This is a genomic window from Streptosporangium sp. NPDC053982, assembly GCF_055585205.1.
Genome location: NZ_JBVJKQ010000020.1, coordinates 155,121 through 175,106 on the forward strand (window position 1 = coordinate 155,121; position 19,986 = coordinate 175,106).

The 19,986-nt window shown below is 72.6% G+C and carries 16 protein-coding genes; 4 read left to right on the forward strand and 12 right to left on the reverse strand.

What is annotated here, in order from left to right; translation table 11 throughout:
* Positions 1–116: 116 nt before the first annotated feature.
* Both ACZ6W9_RS32380 and ACZ6W9_RS32385 read left to right on the forward strand, forming a co-directional pair.
* Complete coding sequence (locus ACZ6W9_RS32380; RefSeq protein WP_389967229.1) at positions 117–314, forward strand: type II toxin-antitoxin system HicA family toxin; 198 nt, start codon at positions 117–119, stop codon at positions 312–314.
* On the forward strand, positions 311–922 hold the full coding sequence (locus ACZ6W9_RS32385; RefSeq protein WP_389967226.1) for a hypothetical protein: 612 nt from the start codon (positions 311–313) through the stop codon (positions 920–922). The genes ACZ6W9_RS32380 and ACZ6W9_RS32385 overlap by 4 nt, the downstream gene beginning before the upstream one ends.
* A gap of 48 nt (positions 923–970) precedes the next feature.
* Here ACZ6W9_RS32385 and ACZ6W9_RS32390 read toward each other — a convergent pair whose 3' ends face one another.
* Positions 971–2,812, reverse strand: coding sequence for a glycoside hydrolase family 15 protein (locus ACZ6W9_RS32390; protein WP_470121169.1), 1,842 nt, complete (start codon positions 2,810–2,812; stop codon positions 971–973).
* Positions 2,813–3,130: 318 nt separating this feature from the next.
* Here ACZ6W9_RS32390 and ACZ6W9_RS32395 point away from each other — a divergent pair, with 318 nt between their 5' ends.
* A complete protein-coding gene (locus tag ACZ6W9_RS32395; RefSeq protein WP_470121171.1) occupies positions 3,131–4,612 on the forward strand; it encodes a condensation domain-containing protein in 1,482 nt (493 codons plus the stop codon).
* 117 nt (positions 4,613–4,729) lie between these two features.
* Here the strand turns inward: ACZ6W9_RS32395 and ACZ6W9_RS32400 are convergent, their stop codons facing one another.
* The 9 genes from ACZ6W9_RS32400 to ACZ6W9_RS32440 all read right to left on the reverse strand — a co-directional run bounded on the left by ACZ6W9_RS32400 (position 4,730) and on the right by ACZ6W9_RS32440 (position 16,609).
* Entirely contained in the window at positions 4,730–6,316 is a 1,587-nt protein-coding gene (locus tag ACZ6W9_RS32400; RefSeq protein ID WP_389967217.1) for an amylo-alpha-1,6-glucosidase, read from the reverse strand.
* A gap of 2 nt (positions 6,317–6,318) precedes the next feature.
* Positions 6,319–7,194: a carbohydrate ABC transporter permease gene (locus ACZ6W9_RS32405; RefSeq protein ID WP_389967214.1), complete on the reverse strand. Its 876-nt coding sequence runs from the start codon at positions 7,192–7,194 to the stop codon at positions 6,319–6,321.
* A gap of 12 nt (positions 7,195–7,206) precedes the next feature.
* Complete coding sequence (locus ACZ6W9_RS32410; RefSeq protein WP_389967211.1) at positions 7,207–8,145, reverse strand: carbohydrate ABC transporter permease; 939 nt, start codon at positions 8,143–8,145, stop codon at positions 7,207–7,209.
* 5 nt (positions 8,146–8,150) lie between these two features.
* Positions 8,151–9,449, reverse strand: a complete 1,299-nt coding sequence (locus ACZ6W9_RS32415; RefSeq protein ID WP_470121173.1) for an ABC transporter substrate-binding protein — start codon at positions 9,447–9,449, stop codon at positions 8,151–8,153.
* Between the two features lie 177 nt (positions 9,450–9,626).
* Entirely contained in the window at positions 9,627–10,382 is a 756-nt protein-coding gene (locus tag ACZ6W9_RS32420; RefSeq protein WP_362943591.1) for an SDR family NAD(P)-dependent oxidoreductase, read from the reverse strand.
* Positions 10,379–11,656 (reverse strand): ATP-NAD kinase family protein, encoded by a 1,278-nt coding sequence (locus ACZ6W9_RS32425; protein WP_470121175.1) that lies wholly within the window; start codon positions 11,654–11,656, stop codon positions 10,379–10,381. Before ACZ6W9_RS32425 ends, ACZ6W9_RS32420 begins: the two co-directional genes overlap by 4 nt.
* Positions 11,653–13,212 (reverse strand): aminomethyl-transferring glycine dehydrogenase subunit GcvPB, encoded by a 1,560-nt coding sequence (gcvPB, locus tag ACZ6W9_RS32430; RefSeq protein ID WP_389967202.1) that lies wholly within the window; start codon positions 13,210–13,212, stop codon positions 11,653–11,655. The genes ACZ6W9_RS32425 and gcvPB overlap by 4 nt, the downstream gene beginning before the upstream one ends.
* Entirely contained in the window at positions 13,209–14,600 is a 1,392-nt protein-coding gene (gcvPA, locus tag ACZ6W9_RS32435) for an aminomethyl-transferring glycine dehydrogenase subunit GcvPA (RefSeq protein WP_389967199.1), read from the reverse strand. Before gcvPA ends, gcvPB begins: the two co-directional genes overlap by 4 nt.
* The gene (locus ACZ6W9_RS32440; RefSeq protein WP_470121177.1) at positions 14,597–16,609 is read right to left on the reverse strand and encodes a beta-galactosidase; all 2,013 of its coding nucleotides are present in this window, start codon (positions 16,607–16,609) and stop codon (positions 14,597–14,599) included. The genes gcvPA and ACZ6W9_RS32440 overlap by 4 nt, the downstream gene beginning before the upstream one ends.
* Before the next feature lie 98 nt (positions 16,610–16,707).
* Between ACZ6W9_RS32440 and ACZ6W9_RS32445 the strand changes: the two genes are divergently transcribed.
* Complete coding sequence (locus tag ACZ6W9_RS32445) at positions 16,708–17,346, forward strand: GntR family transcriptional regulator (protein ID WP_389967193.1); 639 nt, start codon at positions 16,708–16,710, stop codon at positions 17,344–17,346.
* A 147-nt stretch (positions 17,347–17,493) separates the two neighbouring features.
* Here the strand turns inward: ACZ6W9_RS32445 and ACZ6W9_RS32450 are convergent, their stop codons facing one another.
* Entirely contained in the window at positions 17,494–19,545 is a 2,052-nt protein-coding gene (locus ACZ6W9_RS32450; RefSeq protein ID WP_389967190.1) for an alpha-galactosidase, read from the reverse strand.
* Positions 19,546–19,682: 137 nt separating this feature from the next.
* Complete coding sequence (locus ACZ6W9_RS32455) at positions 19,683–19,937, reverse strand: Smr/MutS family protein (protein WP_184757641.1); 255 nt, start codon at positions 19,935–19,937, stop codon at positions 19,683–19,685.
* Positions 19,938–19,986: the final 49 nt, after the last annotated feature.

Here is a 19,986-nt window from a genome sequence, read left to right on the forward strand (position 1 = left end):
TGTACCGCGAATCAGCCCGGGCTCGAAGAGGACCGGTATAGGCTCCTGCCTGTTCGGTCCTACCCGAGAGGTGTCGACGCGTGCCGAACCCGTTTCCCTCTCTCAAGGCGCAGCAGATGCTCCGCATCCTCCTCGCCCTCGGTTACAAGGAGATCGCCCGGAGGGGATCACATCGAAAGCTCGCCTGTGAGGGAAGACCGCAGCTGACGTTCGCATTCCATCACGGAGACAGTATCGCTCCGGGGGTGGTCAGGGACATACTGGTCAAGCAGGTAGGGCTGAGCAGGGACGAAGCATTGAAGGTGGCGCAGTGACAGATGATGTCATTCACCTGATCGTCAGGCTGGAGGCGGGTGGCCTTCATCCGTACGCGTCGTCCCCGCAGGCGCCGGGCCTCGTCTACGGTCGCCCGACGATGGAGGAGCTCCACGCCGATCTGCAGGACGTCCTGGGTTTCCATTTCGACCGGCCCGGCCCCTTCGACATCGTGGAGCACCATGAGCGCCACCACGAGGTCGCGGGCGGGGAACTCGTCTTCCGGTTGGCCGCTGACGGGCATGCCCAGGAGCGGAAGGACGTTCAGGCGGCTCTGAGCCGGGCGCTACGTGACCCGCTCCAGGCGGAAGGGCTGGTCTCGGCGCCGGCCAACGCCGTCGGCGAGGTGGTCTACGTCTGCGCGGTCGCGTCCGACACGATCGGCTGGATCCTGGCTCAGCTCGGCCCGGAGGGCGACACCGTGAACATCGCCGTCCAGGTGGCGGACGTCATGGTCATGACGCTGCCCTTCGCCTGCGGCCGGGAGGGGACGGTCTCGCTGGGTGCGAAGCCGTACGCCCTGGACACGCCCCTCTCGGAGGTCGTACGGGATGTCCAGATCGTCACCCCGGCGGCGGTGTCGCCTGGGTCGCGCGTCTGCGCGTAGGCCGTAGACGCCGGCGTGCCGGGCGGCCGCCCACGGCGGGACGGGCCGTCAGCCGAGGGCGCGGTCGAGGTTGACGGCGGCGCTGATCAGGGAGAGGTGGGTGAACGCCTGCGGGAAGTTGCCGAGCTGCTCGCCGGTCATGGCGATCTCCTCGGCGTACAGGCCGAGGTGGTTGGCGTAGGTGAGCATCTTCTCGAAGGCGAGCCGGGCCTCGTCGAGCCGTCCGGCGCGGGTGAGCGCCTCGACGTACCAGAACGAGCAGATCGAGAACGTGCCCTCCTCTCCGCTCAGGCCGTCGGGGCTCTCGCCGGGGTCGTAGCGGTAGACCAGCGAGTCGGCGACGAGGGTACGGCGGAGCGCGTCGAGGGTGGACAGGAACCTGGGGTCGGTGGGGGCGATGAACTTGGTCAGCGGCATCATCAGCACGGCGGCGTCGAGGACCTCGCCGTCGAAGTGCTGGACGAACGCGCCCAGCCGGTCCGACCAGCCGCGCCGCATGATCTGCCGGTAGATCTCGTCGCGGGTGCGCTGCCAGCGCTGCGTGTCGGCGGGCAGGCCGCGGCGGCGGGCCATCCGCATGGCCCGTTCGATCGCCACCCAGCACATCAGCCGCGAGTAGACGAAGTCGCGGCGTCCGCCGCGGGTCTCCCAGACGCCCTCGTCGGGCTGGTCCCAGTTGACGCAGACCCAGTCGACCAGCGTGCAGACCTGTTCCCACTGGTCGCTGGAGATCGGCCGGCACAGCTTGTCGTAGAGGTAGACGGAGTCGATGAGGGCGCCGTAGATGTCGAGCTGGAGCTGGCCCGCGGCGGCGTTCCCGGCCCGGACCGGCGCGGAGCCGCGGTAGCCCGCGAGGTGGGGCAGTTCGATCTCGGGCAGGTCGGTGCGGCCGTCGATGCCGTACATGATCTGCAGGGGGCCCGCCTCACCGTCGCAGCCGCAGCTGACGTGCTCGGAAAGGAAGCCCATGAACGCCGCGGCCTCCTCGTCGAAGCCGAGTCTGATCAGCGCGTACATGCAGAACGCCGAGTCGCGCATCCAGACGTAGCGGTAGTCCCAGTTGCGTTCGCCGCCGATCCGTTCGGGCAGGCTGGTGGTCACCGCGGCGACGGTCCCGCCGGTCGGCGCGTAGGTGAGCAGTTTCAGCGTCAGCGCCGAGCGGTGCACCATCTCCCGCCAGCGGCCCCGGTAGCGTGACCGGGAGACCCAGCGCCGCCAGTAGGCGACGGTGGCGGTGAACTCCTCCTCGGCCTCGGCGAGGGGGCAGGCCCGCGTCTCGACGCCGTCGCCGTACCGGTCGAGGGCGAAGACCGCGCACTCGCCCTCGGTCAGCTTGAACGCCGAGAGCACGTCGCGGCCGTCGGTCTCCAGCGGCGCGCTGGAGGTCAGGGTGAGCGAGAGCGACGGCGAGGTGAAGACGGCCCGGCCCTCGCGCAGGTCCACGGTGTGGGACCGGCGGCCGTAGTCGAACCGGGGGGCGATCCGCGCCCGGAACGGCAGCGTGCCGCGCACGCATCTCACCCGGCGGATCAGCCGGTGGCGGTCGATCTCACGCGCGTCGCCGGCGACCGGCATGAAGTCGTGGATCTCCCCGACCCCGTCGGGGGCCATGAACCGGGTGATCAGCACGTTGGTGTCGGGGAAGTAGAACTGCCTGGTCCTCGCGGGCACGTCGGCGGCCAGCTCGAAGGCCCCGCCCCGGTCGGCGTCGAGGAGGGCGGCGAACACGCTCGGCGCGTCGAAGCGCGGGAAGCAGTACCAGTCGATCGTGCCGCGCGTGTCCACGAGCGCGGCGGTGCGCAGGTCGCCGATCAGCCCGTGGTCGGCGATGGGCGGGTACCGGCCGTCGTCCGCCGGGCCCCGGAGGCTGTCGAAATCGGCTGCCGTCATCTGCGGCCTTCCGTCGTCGGGCCCTTATCGCCCTCAACGGTAGTGCGGCCCTCCGCGGCCCCGGTCGGGCCTGCGCCAAGGGAGGGGAAGGATTCGGGAAAGCAGGGGCGCGGGTGGCCGCGGCCACCCTGCCCGAAAGCCCGCCGACCAGGGGATGACCCTTCTGACCTGCGAATCGACGGGCTCTCCTGCCCGGTGTGTCAAGGGCCGCCGGAGTCCCGCGGCCGCGCCGGTGAATCTTGACGGGGCGTCGGCGCTGTCTCTAGCCTGCCCAGAACTGGGAGCGTTCCCACCAAGCCGTCTCCCCGGACCCCGATCATGATCGACGTCGAGGAGACGCCCGTGAACCCCGCCACCGCGGCCTCGTTGGAGGCCCGCTTCGCCACGGAGCGGACCGGGACGGTTCCCCTGGCCTGGGGACAGCGGGCCATCTGGGGCGCGATCCGCGACGTCGGCCCGGAAGGCGACCACTACTACAACGTGCCCAGGATCGTGCGGCTGCCGCGCAGCTGGCGGATCGGCCCCGACGCGGCGGTGGCGGCGATCGGACGGCTGCTGGCTCGGCACGACGCGCTGCGCAGCCGCCTGTGCCTGGAGGAGCGGGCCGGCTCCTCACACACCGGCTCCTCGCACACCGGCCTCTCGTACGCGGCCTCTCCACCGGCCGATCCCCTGCAGACGGTGGAGGCCCGCGGCGCCGTCGCCGTCGAGGTGGCCGAAGCCCCGCTGGAGGGCGCCGGGGCCGTGGCGGAGGCGCTCCGTGAACGACTGGCCGGCCGCCGGTTCTCCTACGCCGAGGACCTGCCGTTGCGCGCCGGCCTGGTGACCGGCGACGGCGTCGTCAGCCACGTGGTCCTCGTGCTGTGCCATCTGGCCGCCGACGCCTTCGCCGCCGACGTCGTCGTCCGTGACCTGCGGCTCCTGCTCAGGGGCGGTGCGCCGCCCGCGCCGTACCAGCTGATGGACCTGGTCGCCGCCCAGGGCGGGCGGGCGGCGCGCGGGAGCGCCGCCGCGCTCGGGTACTGGGCGGGCCACTACCGGGCGATCCCGCACACGATGTTCTCCGAGGTACGGGGAGCCCCCGGGAGCCCGCGCTTCCAGCAGGCGGTGATCGTGTCCCGGGCGATCGACCTGGCGGCCAGGACGCTCGCCGGGCGGCACGGCGTCAGCACCGCGACTGTCCTGCTCACCGCGGTGGCGGCGCTGGTCTCGGCCGTCTCGGGTCACCGTACGGTCGCGGTCAACCCGTTGGTCAACAACCGGTTCGCCCCGGAGAGCAGGACGCTCGTCACCTCCCTGTGCCAGCTCGGCCTGTTCGTGCTCGACGCCGGGGCGACCGGGGCGGCGACGTTCGACGAGCTGCTCGCCGGGACCAGGCACCGCGCTCTCCAGGCCTACCGGCACGCCCGGTACGACCAGGCCGAGTGGTACCGCATGGTGGACGCGGTGAGCGGGGAGCGCGGGCTCCCGGTCTTTCCCAGTTGCTGCTTCAACGACCAGCGGGCCACCGACCCGCTGGGGCGGGACGCGCCCGAGGATCCCCGGGAGGCGGTCGCAGCCCGGACGGAGACCCGTATCCGGCGTCCTCCCGGTGTGGAGCGGCTCAACTGCGGGTTCTGCGTCCACCTGGTCGACGACGAGGGCGGTGTCCTGGGGGTCAGCCTGACCGCGGACACCGTCACCATGCCGCCCGGCCTGGTGGACCGGTTCCTGTACGCGGTTGAGGCGCTCGTCGTCGGCGCGGCGACGGAGGGCACGCCGCTGTCGGCGCTCCCGGCCCTGGTCGACGGCGCGCCCTGACCCTGACCCCGTACCGCCACGTGGACCGCCTCGCCGTAAGGACCGGCCCGCCGCACGGATCGTCCCGCCGCACGGCTCATCGGGCCGTACGGCGGGACGGTCACCGCGCCGGTCGCCTCACGGCCGGGCCCGGCGGTGGGCCAGGTCCAGGAAGAGCGCGGCGGACCAGCCGAAGCCGGTGGTGGCCCCGCGGGCGCGGGCGCCGGTGAGCGGGTTCCAGTACTCGTGCAGCCCGCCGCCCGCGTTGACCATGTCCAGGGTCCGCCCGGTCAGCTCCTCGGCCTCGGCGGCGAAGCCGGAGCGGTGCAGCCCCTCGATCAGCAGGTAGTTGACGTTGAGCCAGACCGGGCCGCGCCACATGGCGTCCGGGTCGAAGGCCGGGTCGCCGAAGGCGACGGTGGGCACCGGGCGCTCGCCCCAGAAGGCCGGGGACAGCAGGTCGGCCACCAGGCGTTCGGCGATCTGCCGGGGCAGGCGGCCGGTGAGCAGGGGCATCAGCTCCAGCGGGGTGCGGGTGGCGACCTCGGCCGCGACACCGGACGCGGACCTGGTCAGCGTGACGAACCGGTCGCCGTTCCAGCGGCGGGCGACCAGCAGCTCGACGTGCCCGGCGGCCCGCCGCCGCCACTCCTCGGCCTCGGCCGTACGGCCCAGCGCCTCGGCGATGTCGCCGAGCCGGTCGAACTGGAGGGCCAGGTAGGAGTTGAGGTCCGGCGGTTCGGCCCGGGGTCCGTGGTCCCAGACGGGGCTGTCGTCCAGGCCGGAGGAGTACGGGTGGAGGTACTCGGCGAGGCCGTCCCCGTCGGGGTCGGAGGCGGTCAGCCACCACCGCTGGGAGCGGGCGATCGGCCGGTAGACCTCGTCGAGGAAGCCGGGGTCGGGGGCGGCCTCGTGGATCTTCCAGGCGGCCCAGGCGGTCAGCGGCGGCTTGGTCACCGGGACGACGCCGCCGATCGGCTCGCCCGGCGTGGCGGGGCCGCCGACGTGCTGGGCGAGCCGGTCGTGGTCGGAGCGGGGCAGGTCGGTGGTCTCGGCGAGCACGCCCCGGTCGTGGACCACGTCGGGGATGAGGCCGTCGGGCCGCTGGTGGTCGAGGAGGATGCGGAGCTGGTCGCGGGCGAGCTTCGGGTCGGCGTGGCGCAGGGCGACGGCGTGGAAGTAGGAGTCCCAATTCCAGATGCCGACATATCCCAGCTTGGAGGGGACCACGCCTTCGCGGCCCCCGGCGAACGCGATGGGCAGCAGGTTCACCCCGAGCGTCCACCACGCCTGCTCGGCCCGTTCCCGCAGCTCCGCCGGTACGGCCGGCATCCGCGCGAACCACTCCCGGCGGCGCTCCCCGGCCCGCGCCAGCAGCTCCCCGGCGTCGTACGGGCCCGCCCGGCCGGTGAGCACGAGGGTCCCGTCGATCACCCCCGAGCCGCCGTCCCAGACGGCCCGCGCCCCCGAGCCGGTCAGCACCAGCGTCTCCGGGTCGGCGAAGACCAGGTCCACCCCGGCTCCGAAGGAGACCCGGTCGGGGAAGGCCCGCCGTACCGGCAGCTCGCGGTCGCCGGAGAACAGCCGCAGCCCGGTGAGCACGGTCGTGTCCGACAGCCGGGTCTCGTACTCGGCGCGGGCGACGCGGAGCGAGCCGTCCGGGTCGGCCAGCACCAGCAGCCGGGAGCCGCGCTCGGTGAAGGGGGTCACTCGCAGGTCGAGCATCGTCAGCGTCCTCCCAGGCCGGACATGGCCATGCTGTTGAGGATGCGCCGCTGGCCGATCAGGAAGGCGATCATCATCGGGATGACCGAGATGGCCGAGGCGGCGAGGGTGAGGCCGTAGTCGGTGGCGCCGTGCTGCCCGGCGAACTGGCTGACCAGCAGCGGCACGGTGGCCAGCTCCGGCGAGTTGAGGAAGATCAGCGGGAAGAAGAAGCTGTTCCAGCTCGCCAGGAAGACGATGATGCCGAGCGCGCCCATGCCCGGCCGGACGTTGGGCAGCACGACGCGCCAGAAGATCGTCCAGCGGCCGGCGCCGTCGAGGCGGGCGGCCTCCTCCAGCTCGATGGGCACGGCCCGGATGAACTGCCGCAGCAGGAACACCGCGAACGGGTTGACGAAGCCCGGCACGATCAGCGCCAGGTGGGAGTCGACCCAGCCCAGCTCCGCCAGCATCAGGTAGAGCGGGACGACGGTGACCTGCGCCGGGACCATCTGGGTCGCCAGGAACAGGCCGAACAGCAGGCCGGAGCCGCGGAAGCGGATCCGGGCGAAGGCGTAGGCGGCCATCGCGGAGGTGACCAGCGTGAGCACCACGTTGAGGGCCGCGATGTAGAAGCTGTTCCAGTACGCCTGGGCGAAGGGCAGCGCGCCGAACGCGTCGGGGTAGTTCCGCGCCCGCCACGGGTTCGGCAGCCAGTCGAGCGGCGCGTTGAGCATCTGGTGCGCGCCCTTGAACGAGGTCAGCAGCATCCAGACGAACGGGAACAGCATCAGCAGCCCGCCGGCGGCGAGCGCGACGTGCAGGCCGACCTGTCCCAGACGGCGGGGACCGGGGCGGGAGCCGGGATGGGCACCGGGAGAGGCAGGGATCACAGCCATCGACGCCTCCCCTCAGGAGTCGTAGTGGACGAGGCGCTTCTGCGCCGCGAACTGGACGAAGGTGACGAGCAGCGTCAGCGCGAGCAGGATCAGCGCGGCGGCGCTGCTCATCCCGAACTCGAACTTCTGGAAGCCCAGGTCGTAGACCTGGTAGACGATCGTCCGGGCGCCCTCATTGTGGTCTGGGTTGACCAGCACGTAGATCTGGTCGAACGCCTGGAACGAGCTGATCACCGCGACGACGGTGGAGAAGAAGATCGTCGGGGAGATCATCGGCAGCGTCACCGAGCGGAGGACACGGACCGGGCCCGCGCCGTCGATGCGGGCGGCCTCGGTCAGCGACGGCGGGATGGTCTGCAGCCCGGCCAGGAAGATGACCACGTTGAGGCCGAGCGAGGACCAGATGGTCACGACCGCGATGGCCACGATGACCCAGCCCTGGTCCTCCAGCCAGTCGGGCGGGGTGATCCCGAACCAGGCGTGGAGGGTGCTGTTGAGCACGCCGTAGTCGCCGCCGGCCAGGATGACCTGCCACATCACGGCCACCGCGACGGAGCTGGTCACCACGGGCAGGAAGTAGACGACCCGGTAGAAGGTCCTCCCCCGCACGTTGTTCAGCGCGAGGGCGACGAGCAGCGCGAGCGCCAGGCCGGCCGGGACCGTCAGCAGGGCGAGCTTGACGGTGTTCCAGACGGCCGTGCCGAACTCGGGGTCGGTGAGCTGGGCGGCGAAGTTGTCGAAGCCGACCCAGGACTTCTCGCCGAGCCCGTCCCATCTCATGAACGCGAGCACGACCGCGAAGCCGAGCGGGAAGACCAGGAACGCCAGCAGGCCCAGCACCTGCGGGGCGAGGAAGAGCGCGGCCCACCAGCCGTCCCGGTTCCGCACGCGCGTCGCCGCGCGTGCGGGCCGGGTCCTCGCGGTGGGGCGTGCCGGGGTGACGACGCCCACGGCCGTTATCCGATCTTGCCGTCGACGAGGGACCGCAGCTCGGTCATGCCCTGGTCGAAGGCGACCTTGCCGGTCCAGACCTTCAGCAGGAGGTCGTTGATGTCCTTGGTGAGGCCGGGCACCGCGACCTCCTCGGGGTAGTTCGCGAAGCCGGTGTCACGCACGTCGAGGAACGTCTGGGCGTGCGCCGGGTAGCCGCCCTCCAGCACGACCTGCTCGGCGCCCTTGATGGAGGGGACCGCGCCGCCGCTCTTGAGCCGCAGGAGCTGGCCCTCCTTGCTGACGAACTCGGTGAGGAAGGTGAACGCCGCGTCGGGGACGCGGGAGTCCTTGTTCAGCGCGAGGTAGGAGGCCGCGACCGCGCCGGGCATCGGCTCGCCGGTCTGCGACGGGAACGGCACGACGTCGTAGTTCGCCTGGTCGCCCCCCTTCTTGACCACGTCGATCACCCATCGGCCGCCGGCGTAGAAGCCGGCCTTGCCGCGCAGGAACTGGGTGCTGGGGCCGTTGCTGGCGGGCAGCACGTCGGCGGACAGGAAGGTCTTGTCGGCGTAGCCCTTGGCCAGGGTCTGCAGGGCCTCGCGGGACTTGGGGTCGGTGGTGGCGACGAACCTCCCGCCGTCCCAGACCTTGCCGCCGAAGCCGCCGATCACGCTGTAGGTGGAGCCGTACCAGTTCCAGAAGATGGATCCGGCCTTGCCCGCGGCCTTGAGCCTGGCGTTCATGTCGAGGTACTTGGCCATGGTCCACTTGCCTGCGGCGTTCAGCTCGGCGGGGTCCTCGGTGATCCCGGCCTCTTTGAGGGCCTTCTTGCCGTACCAGAGGACCTCGGGGTTGGTGTCGTTCGGGACGCCGTAGATCTTGCCGTCCTTCTTGGCGCCGCCGTAGACGCCCTCGAAGAAGTCCTCGGGCCTGCTCTTGCTGGCGGGGCCGGCGAGCCGGTCGTTGAGCTGGGCGAGCACCCCGGCGGCGACGAACTTGCCGATGTTGTCGTCGCCGACGAAGAAGACGTCGGGCGCGGTCTTCGAGGTGAGCTGGGTGAGGAGCTTGGGGTGGTAGTCCTCGTACTTGGGGACCGTCTCCATCTTCAGCACGATGTCCGGGTGGCGCTTCATGAAGTCGTCGTTGAAGGTCTTGAAGAGCGCGACGTCCTCGGCCGACCCCCAGGTCGACCAGCGGACGGTGACCTTCCCGGCGGCGGCCGGGCCGCCGCCGGCACCGCCGCCGCCGCTGCACGCGGTGGCGAGGGCCGCGGTCAGGGCGAGGGCCGCGGCGAGGATCTTCTTGGTCGGAGGGAAGGACACGGGGTGCCTCCTGGGGGTTCGCGGGGGGTGGGTTACGCGGGATGCCTTGCGGGGTGACGGGTCACACGGGACGCCGTGCGGAACGGCGGGTCACGCGGGGCGTCATGTGAGGGGACGGATCAGGCGAGGTGCCTTGCGAGGGGTTGGGCCGCACAGGGCGCCTTGCGAAGGGGCAGGTCAGGCGAGTCCGCCGCCGTCGACGACCAGCGCCGCGCCGGTGACGTAGCTCGCGGCGTCGCTCGCCAGGAAGAGGACGGCCTGGGCGATCTCGTCCGGGGATCCGGCGCGGCCCATCGGCCGGTCGGCGGCGTCGGCGGCGAAGGCCGCCCAGTCCTCCGAGAGCTGACGGGCCTCGTCGCGGAGCATCGGGGTGTCGGTGTCACCGGGGTTGACGGAGTTGACGCGGATCCCGGCCTTGGCGTGGTCGATGGCCAGGGCCCGGGTCATGTTGACCACGGCGGCCTTGGAGGCGCAGTAGGAGATGGCGTTGCCGCCGCCCTTCAGGCCCCAGCCGGAGCCGGTGTTCACGATCGAGCCGCCGTCCTTCATGGCGGGGATGGCGTGCCTGCACATCAGGAAGACCGACCTGACGTTGACCGCCATGACCCGGTCCCACTCGTCGACCGGCAGGTCCAGCACGGTGGTGCGGCGGATGATGCCGGCGTTGTTGAACAACACGTGCAGCCCGCCGAAGGTCTCCACCGCGGTCCGTACGGCCCGCGCGCAGTCGGCCTCGGCGGCCACGTCCGTCTCGACCGCCACGGCCCGGCCGCCCTCGTTCTCGATCTCCTTGGCGACCGTCGCGGCGCCGGTGCCGTCGATGTCGGCGACCACCACGGCCGCGCCCTGACGGGCGAAGAGCAGTGCGGTGGCCCGGCCGATGCCGGAGGCGCCGCCGGTGACGATGGCGACCTTGTCAGTCAGGGCGGTCATGCTGAGCTCTCCTCGGTAGCGGGTCGGATCCGGTACACCGCGCTCTCGCGGTATCCGGTGATGACGGAGACGTGGCCCGCGACGAGGGCGTCCGTCTCCGGGTCTCCGGTGTCGGCCAGCAGCGGCCGGCCGCCGAGACCGGCGAGCTTCTGCTGGGTGGCCAGGACGAGCAGCCCCCCGGAAGCCATGATCTTTCTGAGTACGGCGGGGCCGATCTGCTGGTTGCCGCGGCCGAGCACGAAGCCCTGCCCGCCGATGACCGAGACGACCGCGCAGGTGTCGTGCCTGTCGACGAGATCGAGCAGCCGCCGTTCGGTCACGTCCGCGGCGACCAACCCGCCGTCCTGGACCACGTCCACGCCGAGCAGCGTGGTGGAAAGGCCCAGCAGCCGTCCCACGGCCATGGTGGTGGCGCCGGGGCCGAGGACGTAGCGGACGCCGGGCCGCATCCGTGCCCTGACCTCCCGGGCGATCGCCTCGGCCGAGCCGGGGGCGGCGGCGGAGGAGCCGATCTTGCGGCCCGACAGCCGCGTCCGGGCGGCGGGGACGCGCAGGGTGCCGTAGAGCAGGGGGCTGACCCGGCCGCTCCGGTAGGCGTCCTCGTCGAGGTCCACCACCTCGGCGGCGATGGTCCTCCCCCGGCTCTCCGTACCTTCCGGGCTCCCCTGGCTCCCGGCCAGGCCGGTGTCCCGTCCGAACTCGGCGGCCGTGGTCCCCGCCGTGGCGGGGCTGACCGCGAAGCACCCGGAGTAGACCTTGACGCCCGCCGGGACGCCCAGCACCGGGCAGGACGGCGAGCCGTCGAGGACGTCCCTGGCGGTGCCGTCCCCTCCGGCGAACAGCAGCAGGTCGACGTCGCGCATCGCCTCGACGGCCGCCGTCGTGTCCCGGGGCGAGGAGGGGTCGCCGGGGGCCCGCCGTACGAGTTCGGGGACGCCGCCGGCGGCCCGGACGCTGTCCTCGCCCATCGGGCCCGCGACGGTGACGATCCTGGTGTCCGGGCGGCGGGCCAGCAGCGCCCGTACGGCCAGCGCGGCCCGCTCGCCCGCCCGGGGGGAGGCTCCCCTGGCGAGGGCCTCGCGCTGCACGCCCGCGCCGTCGCTGCCCTTGAGCCCGGCCGGGCCGCCGATCCCCGCGACGGGGTTGACGACCAGCCCGACCGTGAAGGCCGCGCGGGTCGCGGGTCGCTCGGCTCCCCCCGCTCCGCCCGCGGCACGGGAGGAGCCGGGGGGCTCGGCGGCGACGCGGGAGGGGCCCGGCCGGTCGGCTGTCATGACAGGTGCTTGCGGGTGTAGGCCCGCCAGGTGGGCGACCACCGCTTGGGATCGTCCAGCGACGACGGGTCGATCCGGTGGACCGTCTGGTTGTACGGGGCGCCCTTGACGAGTTCGGGGTCGCGGCGGGCCTCGTCGGCGACGTGCGCCAGGATCGCGGCGTACTCGTCGAGGTCCTCCTGTGAATACGACTCCGTCGGCTCCAGGGTGAAGGGCTCGGGGACCACGTGGGGGTGGTGGCTGGTCCAGTAGTGCACGCCGAAGTCGGCGGCGCGCACGCCGATCTCCTCCGAGTGCACGCCCGTCTCCTCCGACAGCTCCTGCCAGGAGTAGCGGACCTGCTCCAGGCGGCTGCGTCCCCAGGGCGCCGAGGCCCCCTTGATCTGCAGGACCTTGTGCATCAGGTAGTTGTTGTTGAGCACCGCGATCTCGGCGACCTCGCGCAGCCCGGCGGCGCCCAGCGCCATGATCCACGCGTAGGCGCGGACCACGTTCGGCGTGACGCCGAGGAACGGGCGCGTCTTGCCGACGGAGAGCGGCCGGTCGGCGTCGAGACGGTAGCGCGAGCCGTCGTACTCCACGGTCGGCCCCGGCAGGAACGGCGCGAGCGCCTCGGACACGCCGCTCGCGCCGGCCGCCGGTCCCCCGCTCGCGTGCGGGGTGGAGAAGGTCTTGTGCAGGTTGAAGTGGCACAGGTCGAACCCGGCGTCCGCGGCGCGGGTGACGCCGAGCAGGCCGTTGGCGTTGGCCTGGTCGTAGCAGGCCAGGCCGCCCGCCTCGTGCACCAGCTCGACGAACTCCGCGATGCGCGGGTTGAAGATGCCGGTGTCCTCGGGGTTGGTGATCATCAGGGCGGCGGTGCGGGGCCCGACGGCGGCGCGCAGCGCCTCGATGTCGGGGTATCCGTTCTCGTCCGGCATCAGCGTGATGACCTCGTACCCGGCGGTCTTGGCGCAGGCCGCGTTGGAGGGGTGCGAGAACAGCGTGGTGATGACCTGGTCACGCCGCTCCCCCTCGCCGCGGGAGGCGTGGTAGGCGCGGATCATCGCGACGTTGGCGTAGATCGCGGCCGACCCGGAGGCGGGCTGGAGCGAGACCCGGTGCATGCCGGAGATCTCGGCGAGCATCCGCTCCAGCCGCCAGTAGACCTCCAGCACGCCCTGCACGGTGTCGTCGGGCTGCAGCGGGTGCAGCTCGGCCACCTTGGGATCGGTGACGAAGCGGTCGTTGACCTTCGGGCTGTACTTCATCGTGCAGGTGCCCTGGCCGACCGCGATGGCCTGGTCGACGCCCAGGTTCTCCTGCGACAGCCGGACGTAGTGCCGCAGCACGTGCAGCTGCGACATCTCCGGCAGCCTGGGCGGTTCGGCCCGCCGTACCGTGTCGGGCAGCTCCACCGGCGGCACGCCCGGGGCCGGTACGGCGATGCCCCGCCGGCCGGGCCGCGACTGCTCGAAGATGATCGGCTCGTCCCAGCGGGCCTGGTGGAACCGGCGCAGCCGCGGCTTGGGTGCGACCGGGAGCTCGGCGAACGGCTCGCCCGCGTGCCCGCTCACGCCGTCTCCCCCGCGGCCGGCGTCCCGGCGCCCGCGGCGCCCTCGCTGGTCCCGTTCACGCCGAGTCCCTCCCGTACGGCTGCCGCCAGCCGGTCGATGTCGTCCTTCGAGTGCCGCTCGGTCACGCAGACCAGCAGCGTGCGGTCGTCCAGGCGGACGCCGCCGAAGATGCCGTGCCCGCGCAGCGCGGCGAGGAGGCCGTCCGCGGACGGCGCCTCGATCGCGAACTCGCGGAAGTGCACCGCTTCGGGGTGCAGCACCCGGGCGCCGGCGGCGGCGAGCCGCTCCATCGCGTAGCGGGTGCGGGCCAGGATCGTCTCGCCCAGCTCGCGCATGCCCTCGGGGCCCATCAGCGCGAGGTAGACCCCGGCGGTGATGCCCCACAGGGAGGCCGCGGTGCCCACCCATTCCTTGCCCTCCTCGCGGTGGGCGAAGGAGGTCCGGTCGTAGAAGACGTCGCCGAAGCCGTACTCGCCGGGGACCTCGGTCGGCGCGAGGCCGAACAGCCGCGAGGGGAACTCCGCGACCAGGCGCTCCTCGTCGCGGGTGGCGATGTACCCGGCGTGGCCGCCGCCGTGGGCCTGGTGCATGCCGAGCGACTGGATGTCGCCGCAGGCGATGTCGGCGCCGTAGGCGGCGGGCGGGGCGAGCACGCCCAGCGAGATCGGGTCGGCGGAGACGACGAGCAGCGCTCCGGCGGCGTGCGCGAGGTCGGCGAGCTCGCGGCCCCGGGTCTCCACGACGCCGTAGACGTTGGGGGTCTCCAGGTAGATCGCGGCGAAGGTCTCGTCGATCTCCACGTCGCCGATCTCGCCTCCCGGCCCGACCGGGGCGACGACCAGCTCGACGTCGTGGTCGAGGAAGTCACGCAGCTTGCTCATCTTGTCGGCGGCTACGGCCCCGCTGATCAGCACCTTCGACCGGCCGGTGTAGCGGACGGCCATCCGGATCGCGGTGCCCGCCGCCTGGTAGCCGTCGTAGGTGGGGACGTTGACGACGTCCATCTCCAGCAGTTCGGCCATCATGCTGACGTACTCGAACAGGGCCTGGAACCGGCCGTGGTCCTCGTACGGCTCGCCCGCGTAGGCGGTGAGGAACTCGCCGCGCCCGTTGATCTCGTCGCAGACGGCCGGCACGTGGTGCGGGTAGCAGCCGTGGCCGAGGAAGCTGAGCGCCTCGGTGGTGTCGGTGTTGCGGCCCAGCAGCCCGCGCATGTGCGCGACCAGCTCGTGCTCGGAGCGCAAAGGTTCGGGCAGGTCCAGCGGCCGGTCCAGGCGCAGGTCCGCCGGGATGGCGGCGTAGAGCTCCTCGACGCTCGCGGCGCCGACGGCCGCCAGCATCTCGGCCCGCACGCCCGGTTCGGCGTTCGGGATGTAGGGGTGTGTCACCGTTCTCCTTCGGTCGGCCCGGCGCCGGTGCGGAGCACCACCGCGTCGCGGGCCGGGATCTCGATCCGGCCGCGCAGCTCGCGGCCGGTCAGCAGGTCGGTCCCGGACTCGGCGAGGTCCACCCGGGCGGGGGTCGTCGCGTGGTTGAGCAGGAAGAGGTACGGGCCCCGGCGGGTGGCCTCCACGCCCTCGGGCACGTCGGCCACCGGCCGGACGCCCGCGGCGGCCAGGACCTCCGACAGCACCGGGGTGACGTCGTCGAGCAGGCAGCCGAGGTAGGTGGCCCGCCCGCGGCGGGTGATGGCGGGCTGCCCGTCGAGGTCGCCGCCCTCGTAGCGGGCGAGCACCTCGGCGTCCTCGACGCGCAGCCATTCGGCCCAGGTCCGCGCCGGCACGGCCGCCGCGGGCGCCCCTGTCCCCGTGACGGGCCGGACCCGCTGGACCTGTCCGTCGGGGAGCGGCCAGAACTCGTCGACCGTCAGGCCGAGCAGCTCGCGCAGCGGGCCGGGGGCGCCGCCGTCGTGCACCCGGTCGGCCGCGTCGACGACGCCGCTGAACGGGCCGACGACGAGGTGCCCGTCGAAGGCGGCCAGGCTCCGGGCCTGCTCCTCGGTGCACAGGTAGAGGTTGGGGACGATGACCACCCGGTGGCCGGACAGGTCGCGGCCCGCGGGGACGAGGTCGACCGCGACGCCGCGGGCGTGCAGCGGCCGGTACCACGACAGCAGGAGGTCCTTGAGCGCGAGCCGGTTCGACGGCATCGACTCGGGGGCCTCCAGGCCCCACCAGCTGTCCCAGTCGAGGAGGAGCGCCACGTCGGCGCGCGTCCCGGTCCCGGCGACCTCGGCGAGCCGTCGCAGGTCGGCGCCGAGCCGGAGGGTGTCCCGCCAGCCGCGGGCGGCGGTGCCGCCGTGCGGGAGCAGCGCGGAGTGGAACTTCTCCGGGCCGTAGCGGGCCTGCCGCCACTGGAAGAACATCGCGCCGTCCGCGCCGTGGGCCAGTGCCTGGAGGCTGTGCAGGCGCATCATGCCCGGCGGTTTGGGGGCGTTGACCTCCCGCCAGCTCACCGCGCTCGCGGCCTGTTCCAGCAGGATCCACGGCCGCCGCTTCAGCGAGCGCATCAGGTCGTAGCTGAGCGCGACCGCCACGTGCGACCCGGGGTCGGCGGGGTCGGGGTAGGCGTCGTCGCTGACGACGTCCTCGGCGGCGGCCCACTTCCAGTAGTCCAGGCCGTGCAGGATGCTCATGAAGTTGGTGGTCACCGGCACGTCGGGGGTGACCTCGCGCAGTACGGCCTTCTCCAGTTCGAAGCACTCCAGCAGTGCGTCGGAGCAGAAGCGGCGCCAGTCGAGGACCTGGGCGGGGTTGACCGGGCCGGGGGCCCTGCGGGGCGGTTCGACCTGGCCGAACGCGGTGTAGTGCTGGCCCCAGCAGGAGGTGCCCCAGGCGTCGTTCAGCCCGTCGACGGTTCCGTAGCGGTTCTCCAGCCAGCTCCGGAAGTGCCGGGCCGACTCGGCGCAGAAGCATTCGAGGACGTGGTCGGCGTACTCGTTGCCGATGTGCCACAGGGCCAGGGCGGGGTGCCGGCCGTACCGGGCGGCCATGGCGCGGACCAGCCGGACGGCGGCGTCGCGGAAGACCGGCGAGCTGGGGCAGTAGCCCTGCCGGGAGCCGAACTCCAGGCGCGTCCCGGCGGCGTCCACCGGCCGCACCTCGGGGTGGTCGCGGACCAGCCAGGGCGGCGGGGTCGCGGTGGCGGTGGCCAGGTCCGCGGCGACGCCGTGCTCGTGCAGCAGGTCGAGGACGCGGTCCAGCCAGCCGAAGTCGTACTCCCCGGGACGCGGTTCGAGTCGGGACCAGGAGAAGACGGCGACGGTCGCCATGTTGACGCCCGCCTCGGCCATCAGCCGGACGTCCTCCTCCCAGACGTGCTCCGGCCACTGCTCGGGGTTGTAGTCACCGCCGAACAGCAGACCGGAAACCCTGGTCAGCCCCACCCGAAACTCCAATCTGTGACATGTAATATTTTGTATGCAGAATTCATAGTGCAGTGTACTGAATGCCGTCAAGCCGCTAGGCTTGAGGGAAGATCAACGCAAGGAGTGCAATGGCGATCGAGCGGCGCCCCCTCCGCGAGCAGATCCGCGAGGAGCTGATGCTCCGGCTCGACCGTGGCGACTTCGCCGCGGGAACCGACATCAACGAGGCCGTCCTGGCCGGAGAGCTCGGCGTCAGCCGCACCCCGCTGCGCGAGGCCCTCATCACCCTCGCCGGCGAGGGCGTGCTGGAGAGCAACCAGGGCAGGGGCTTCAGGTTCGCCCCGGTCAGCCGCAAGGAGTTCAGGGAGCTGTGCGCGATCGTGGCGGCCCTGGAGGCGCTGGCCCTGGAGAGCTCCGACCCGGCCCACCTGCGCCAGATCGCCCCCGAGCTGCTCCGGCTCGCCCGTGAGTTCTCCGCCGACGTCGCCGCGCGCCAGGAGATCGAACGTCACGACGACGAATGGCACGACCTGCTGCTGAGCGGCTGCGGCAACGAACGGCTGATCGACCTGATCACCAGCGTCAAGGCGGGCATGCGCCGCTACACCCACCTGCTGTCCGGCGACGCCACCCCCACGGCGCGCGCCGCCGAGGAGCACCGCCGGATCGCCGAGCGACTGGCCGAGGGCGACCTTCAGGGCGCGGTGAGCGCCCTGCGCGACAACTGGATCAACGGCATGGAGCGGATGATCCCCCGCATCCCCTGACCGCCGCCCGGCGCGAGGCGCGGGCGTCCGCGCGCGCCCGCGTGGCGTTCAACGGCGGGCCGCCTCACACACCAGGCGGCCCGCCGTACATCTCCGGCGGGGAGTCGTCCGCTTCCGGCACGGACCCCCTTCGCCCTCCCCCGCGGCTCAGACGCGGCGGCACACGAACAGGAAGGCGGAGCCCGGCCTGTCGGCGAACCGCGGGGCGGGCAGGCCGATGGTCGCGAGGGCGCGGCCGGTGAGCCGCACCCGGTCCGACGCCCAGCCGGGATGGCGGCCGGGCTCTCCGGACACCTCGCCGGGGACGGCCTCGACGGCGTACTCGGCGACGGGGTCGAGTCCGGGGAGTCTCATCGGCGCCGTCCGCTCCACGACCGTGGTCTCCAGCTGCACGTAGGCGTACACGGCCCGGCTCCGGTCGGGGGCGACGACGCCGTGGAGCCACGCGGCGGGGTCGGGGTGGTCGGCCCGCACCACCTCACCGGTGTGCAGCAGCGGGCGCAGTTCCTTGTACAGGGCGATCCATTCGGCCAGCGCGGCCCGCTCGGCCGGGGTCCACGCGGTGATGTCGGCCTCGACCCCGGCGTGTCCGAACAGAGCGGTGGCGGCCCGGAACCCGAGCGTGGTGACGCGCCCGGTGAGGTGGGAGGGAGAGGAGCCGACGTGCGAGCCGATCAGCTCGTACGGCAGCAGCAGACCGGTCCACCGCTGGATGTGCTGGCGCTCGACGGGGTCCATGTTGTCCGAGCCCCAGATCCGGTCGGTGCGCTCCAGGATGCCGAGGTCGGCCCGGCCTCCGCCGGAGGAGCACGACTCGATCTCCAGCCCCGGGAACCGGGCGCGCAGCTCGTCCAGCAGCCGGTAGACGGCCCCGGTCTGCGCGTGGGCGCCGGGCACGCCCTCGTGCACGGGCTCGGCCAGGTCACGGTTGTGATCCCACTTGATGTAGTCGATGCCGTACTCGGCCACCAGGCCGCCGATCCGTTCCAGCAGGTAGGCGTACACCTCGGGACGCGCCAGGTCCAGGGTGTGCTGGCTGCGCCGGGGCAGCGGCCACCGCCGCGGGTCGGCCAGCAGCCAGTCAGGATGGGCGCGGACCAGGTCGGAGTCGGGGTTGACCATCTCGGGCTCGAACCACAGCCCGAACTGCATGCCGTGCCCGCGCACCCGCCGGACCAGCTCGTGCAGGCCGTCCGGCCAGACGGTCTCGTCCACGTACCAGTCGCCCAGGCCCGCGTCGTCGCTCCTGCGATGGCGGAACCAGCCGTCGTCGACGACGAACCGCTCGGCCCCCACCTCCGCCGCGGCGTCGGCGAGCGCGAGCAGGCGGTCCTCGCGGTGGTCGAAGTAGACCGCCTCCCAGGTGTTCATCGTCACCGGGCGCGCCGACCTCGGATGGGTCTCCCGCGCGCGCAGCATGGCGTGGAACCGGCGGCTCAACCCGTCCAGACCGGCGTCGGAGGCCGCGAAGTACACCCACGGCGTGCTGTACGACTCCCCCTGGCCGAGCCGGACCTCGCCGGGTTCGAGCAGCTCGCCCGCGGCGAGCACGGTCTCCCCCTCGGGGAGCCGCTCGACGTACTGGACGTGGTCGCCGCTCCAGGCGACGTGCACCGCCCACACCTCACCGGTCCGGAACCCGAACCCCGGGGTGCCGGCGACGAGCGGACCGGCGTCGAACCAGGTCCGGCCGCGGCGGTTCTCCCGCGACCAGACGCCCTGGCGCAGCGGCGCCCGTTGCGGGGAGCGCTCCCTCGCCCAGCGGCCGGCGAAGTCGAGCACCTCCCCGGCCTGCGCGGGCAGCGGCATCAGGCAGGCCAGGCGGTCCAGCGTGTACGGCGAGGCGGCGGTGTTGACGAGCGTGTGCCGCATCCGCAGCACGCCCTGGGGCGTCAGCTCGATCCCGGTGGTGAGCTCCAGCCCGCAGCCGGGATCCGTGGCGAGCGTCTCGACACGGTTCCCGTCCGCAACGACGGTCTCGGCCAGGGTGAACCGGGGTGGACGCCAGCCGCCGTCGTGACGCCCGGACAGGACCGGCCTGCCGAACCAGCCGTCGCCCTGGCCGGGCACCACGTCCTGGCCGGGCATCGGCGGGAGCCCGGTGAGCGGCCCCGGGCAGGCGCCCCAGTGCGACACGCGCGGGTGCGGGCCGGCGAGGTCGAGGACGACGCCGACGCCGTCCGCGGACAAAGCGATCATCGAAGCTCCAGGCCAGGGGTGTGGGGTGGGCGCGGTCCCGGAGGGCCCGCGAGAGGGCGGGCCCGGGAGGGGCCGGCGGACCGGTCAGGACGTCGGTGGGGTGCGGAACCTTCCGCCGGCGTGCCCCGGGGAGCGCGTCACTTGTGACGGAAGTAGACGAACAGCCGGCCGTGGTTCTTGGAGTCCTTGTCGATGCGGTGGTAGAGGGCCTTGATCTCCTTCTGCTCCAGGAAGCGCAGCACCTTCTTCTTGAGCTGGCCGGAGCCCTTCCCGGGGATGATCTCGACCTCGGTGGCCTTCTTCCTGATCGCCTCGTCGATGATGCCGCGCAGCGCCTTGTCGATCTCGCCGCCGCGGTTGAAGATCGGGTGCAGGTCCAGCTTGAGCTTCACGGTGTCCCCTCCGCCGGGCGGCCCTCGACGCCGGTCACGCCCTCCTGGG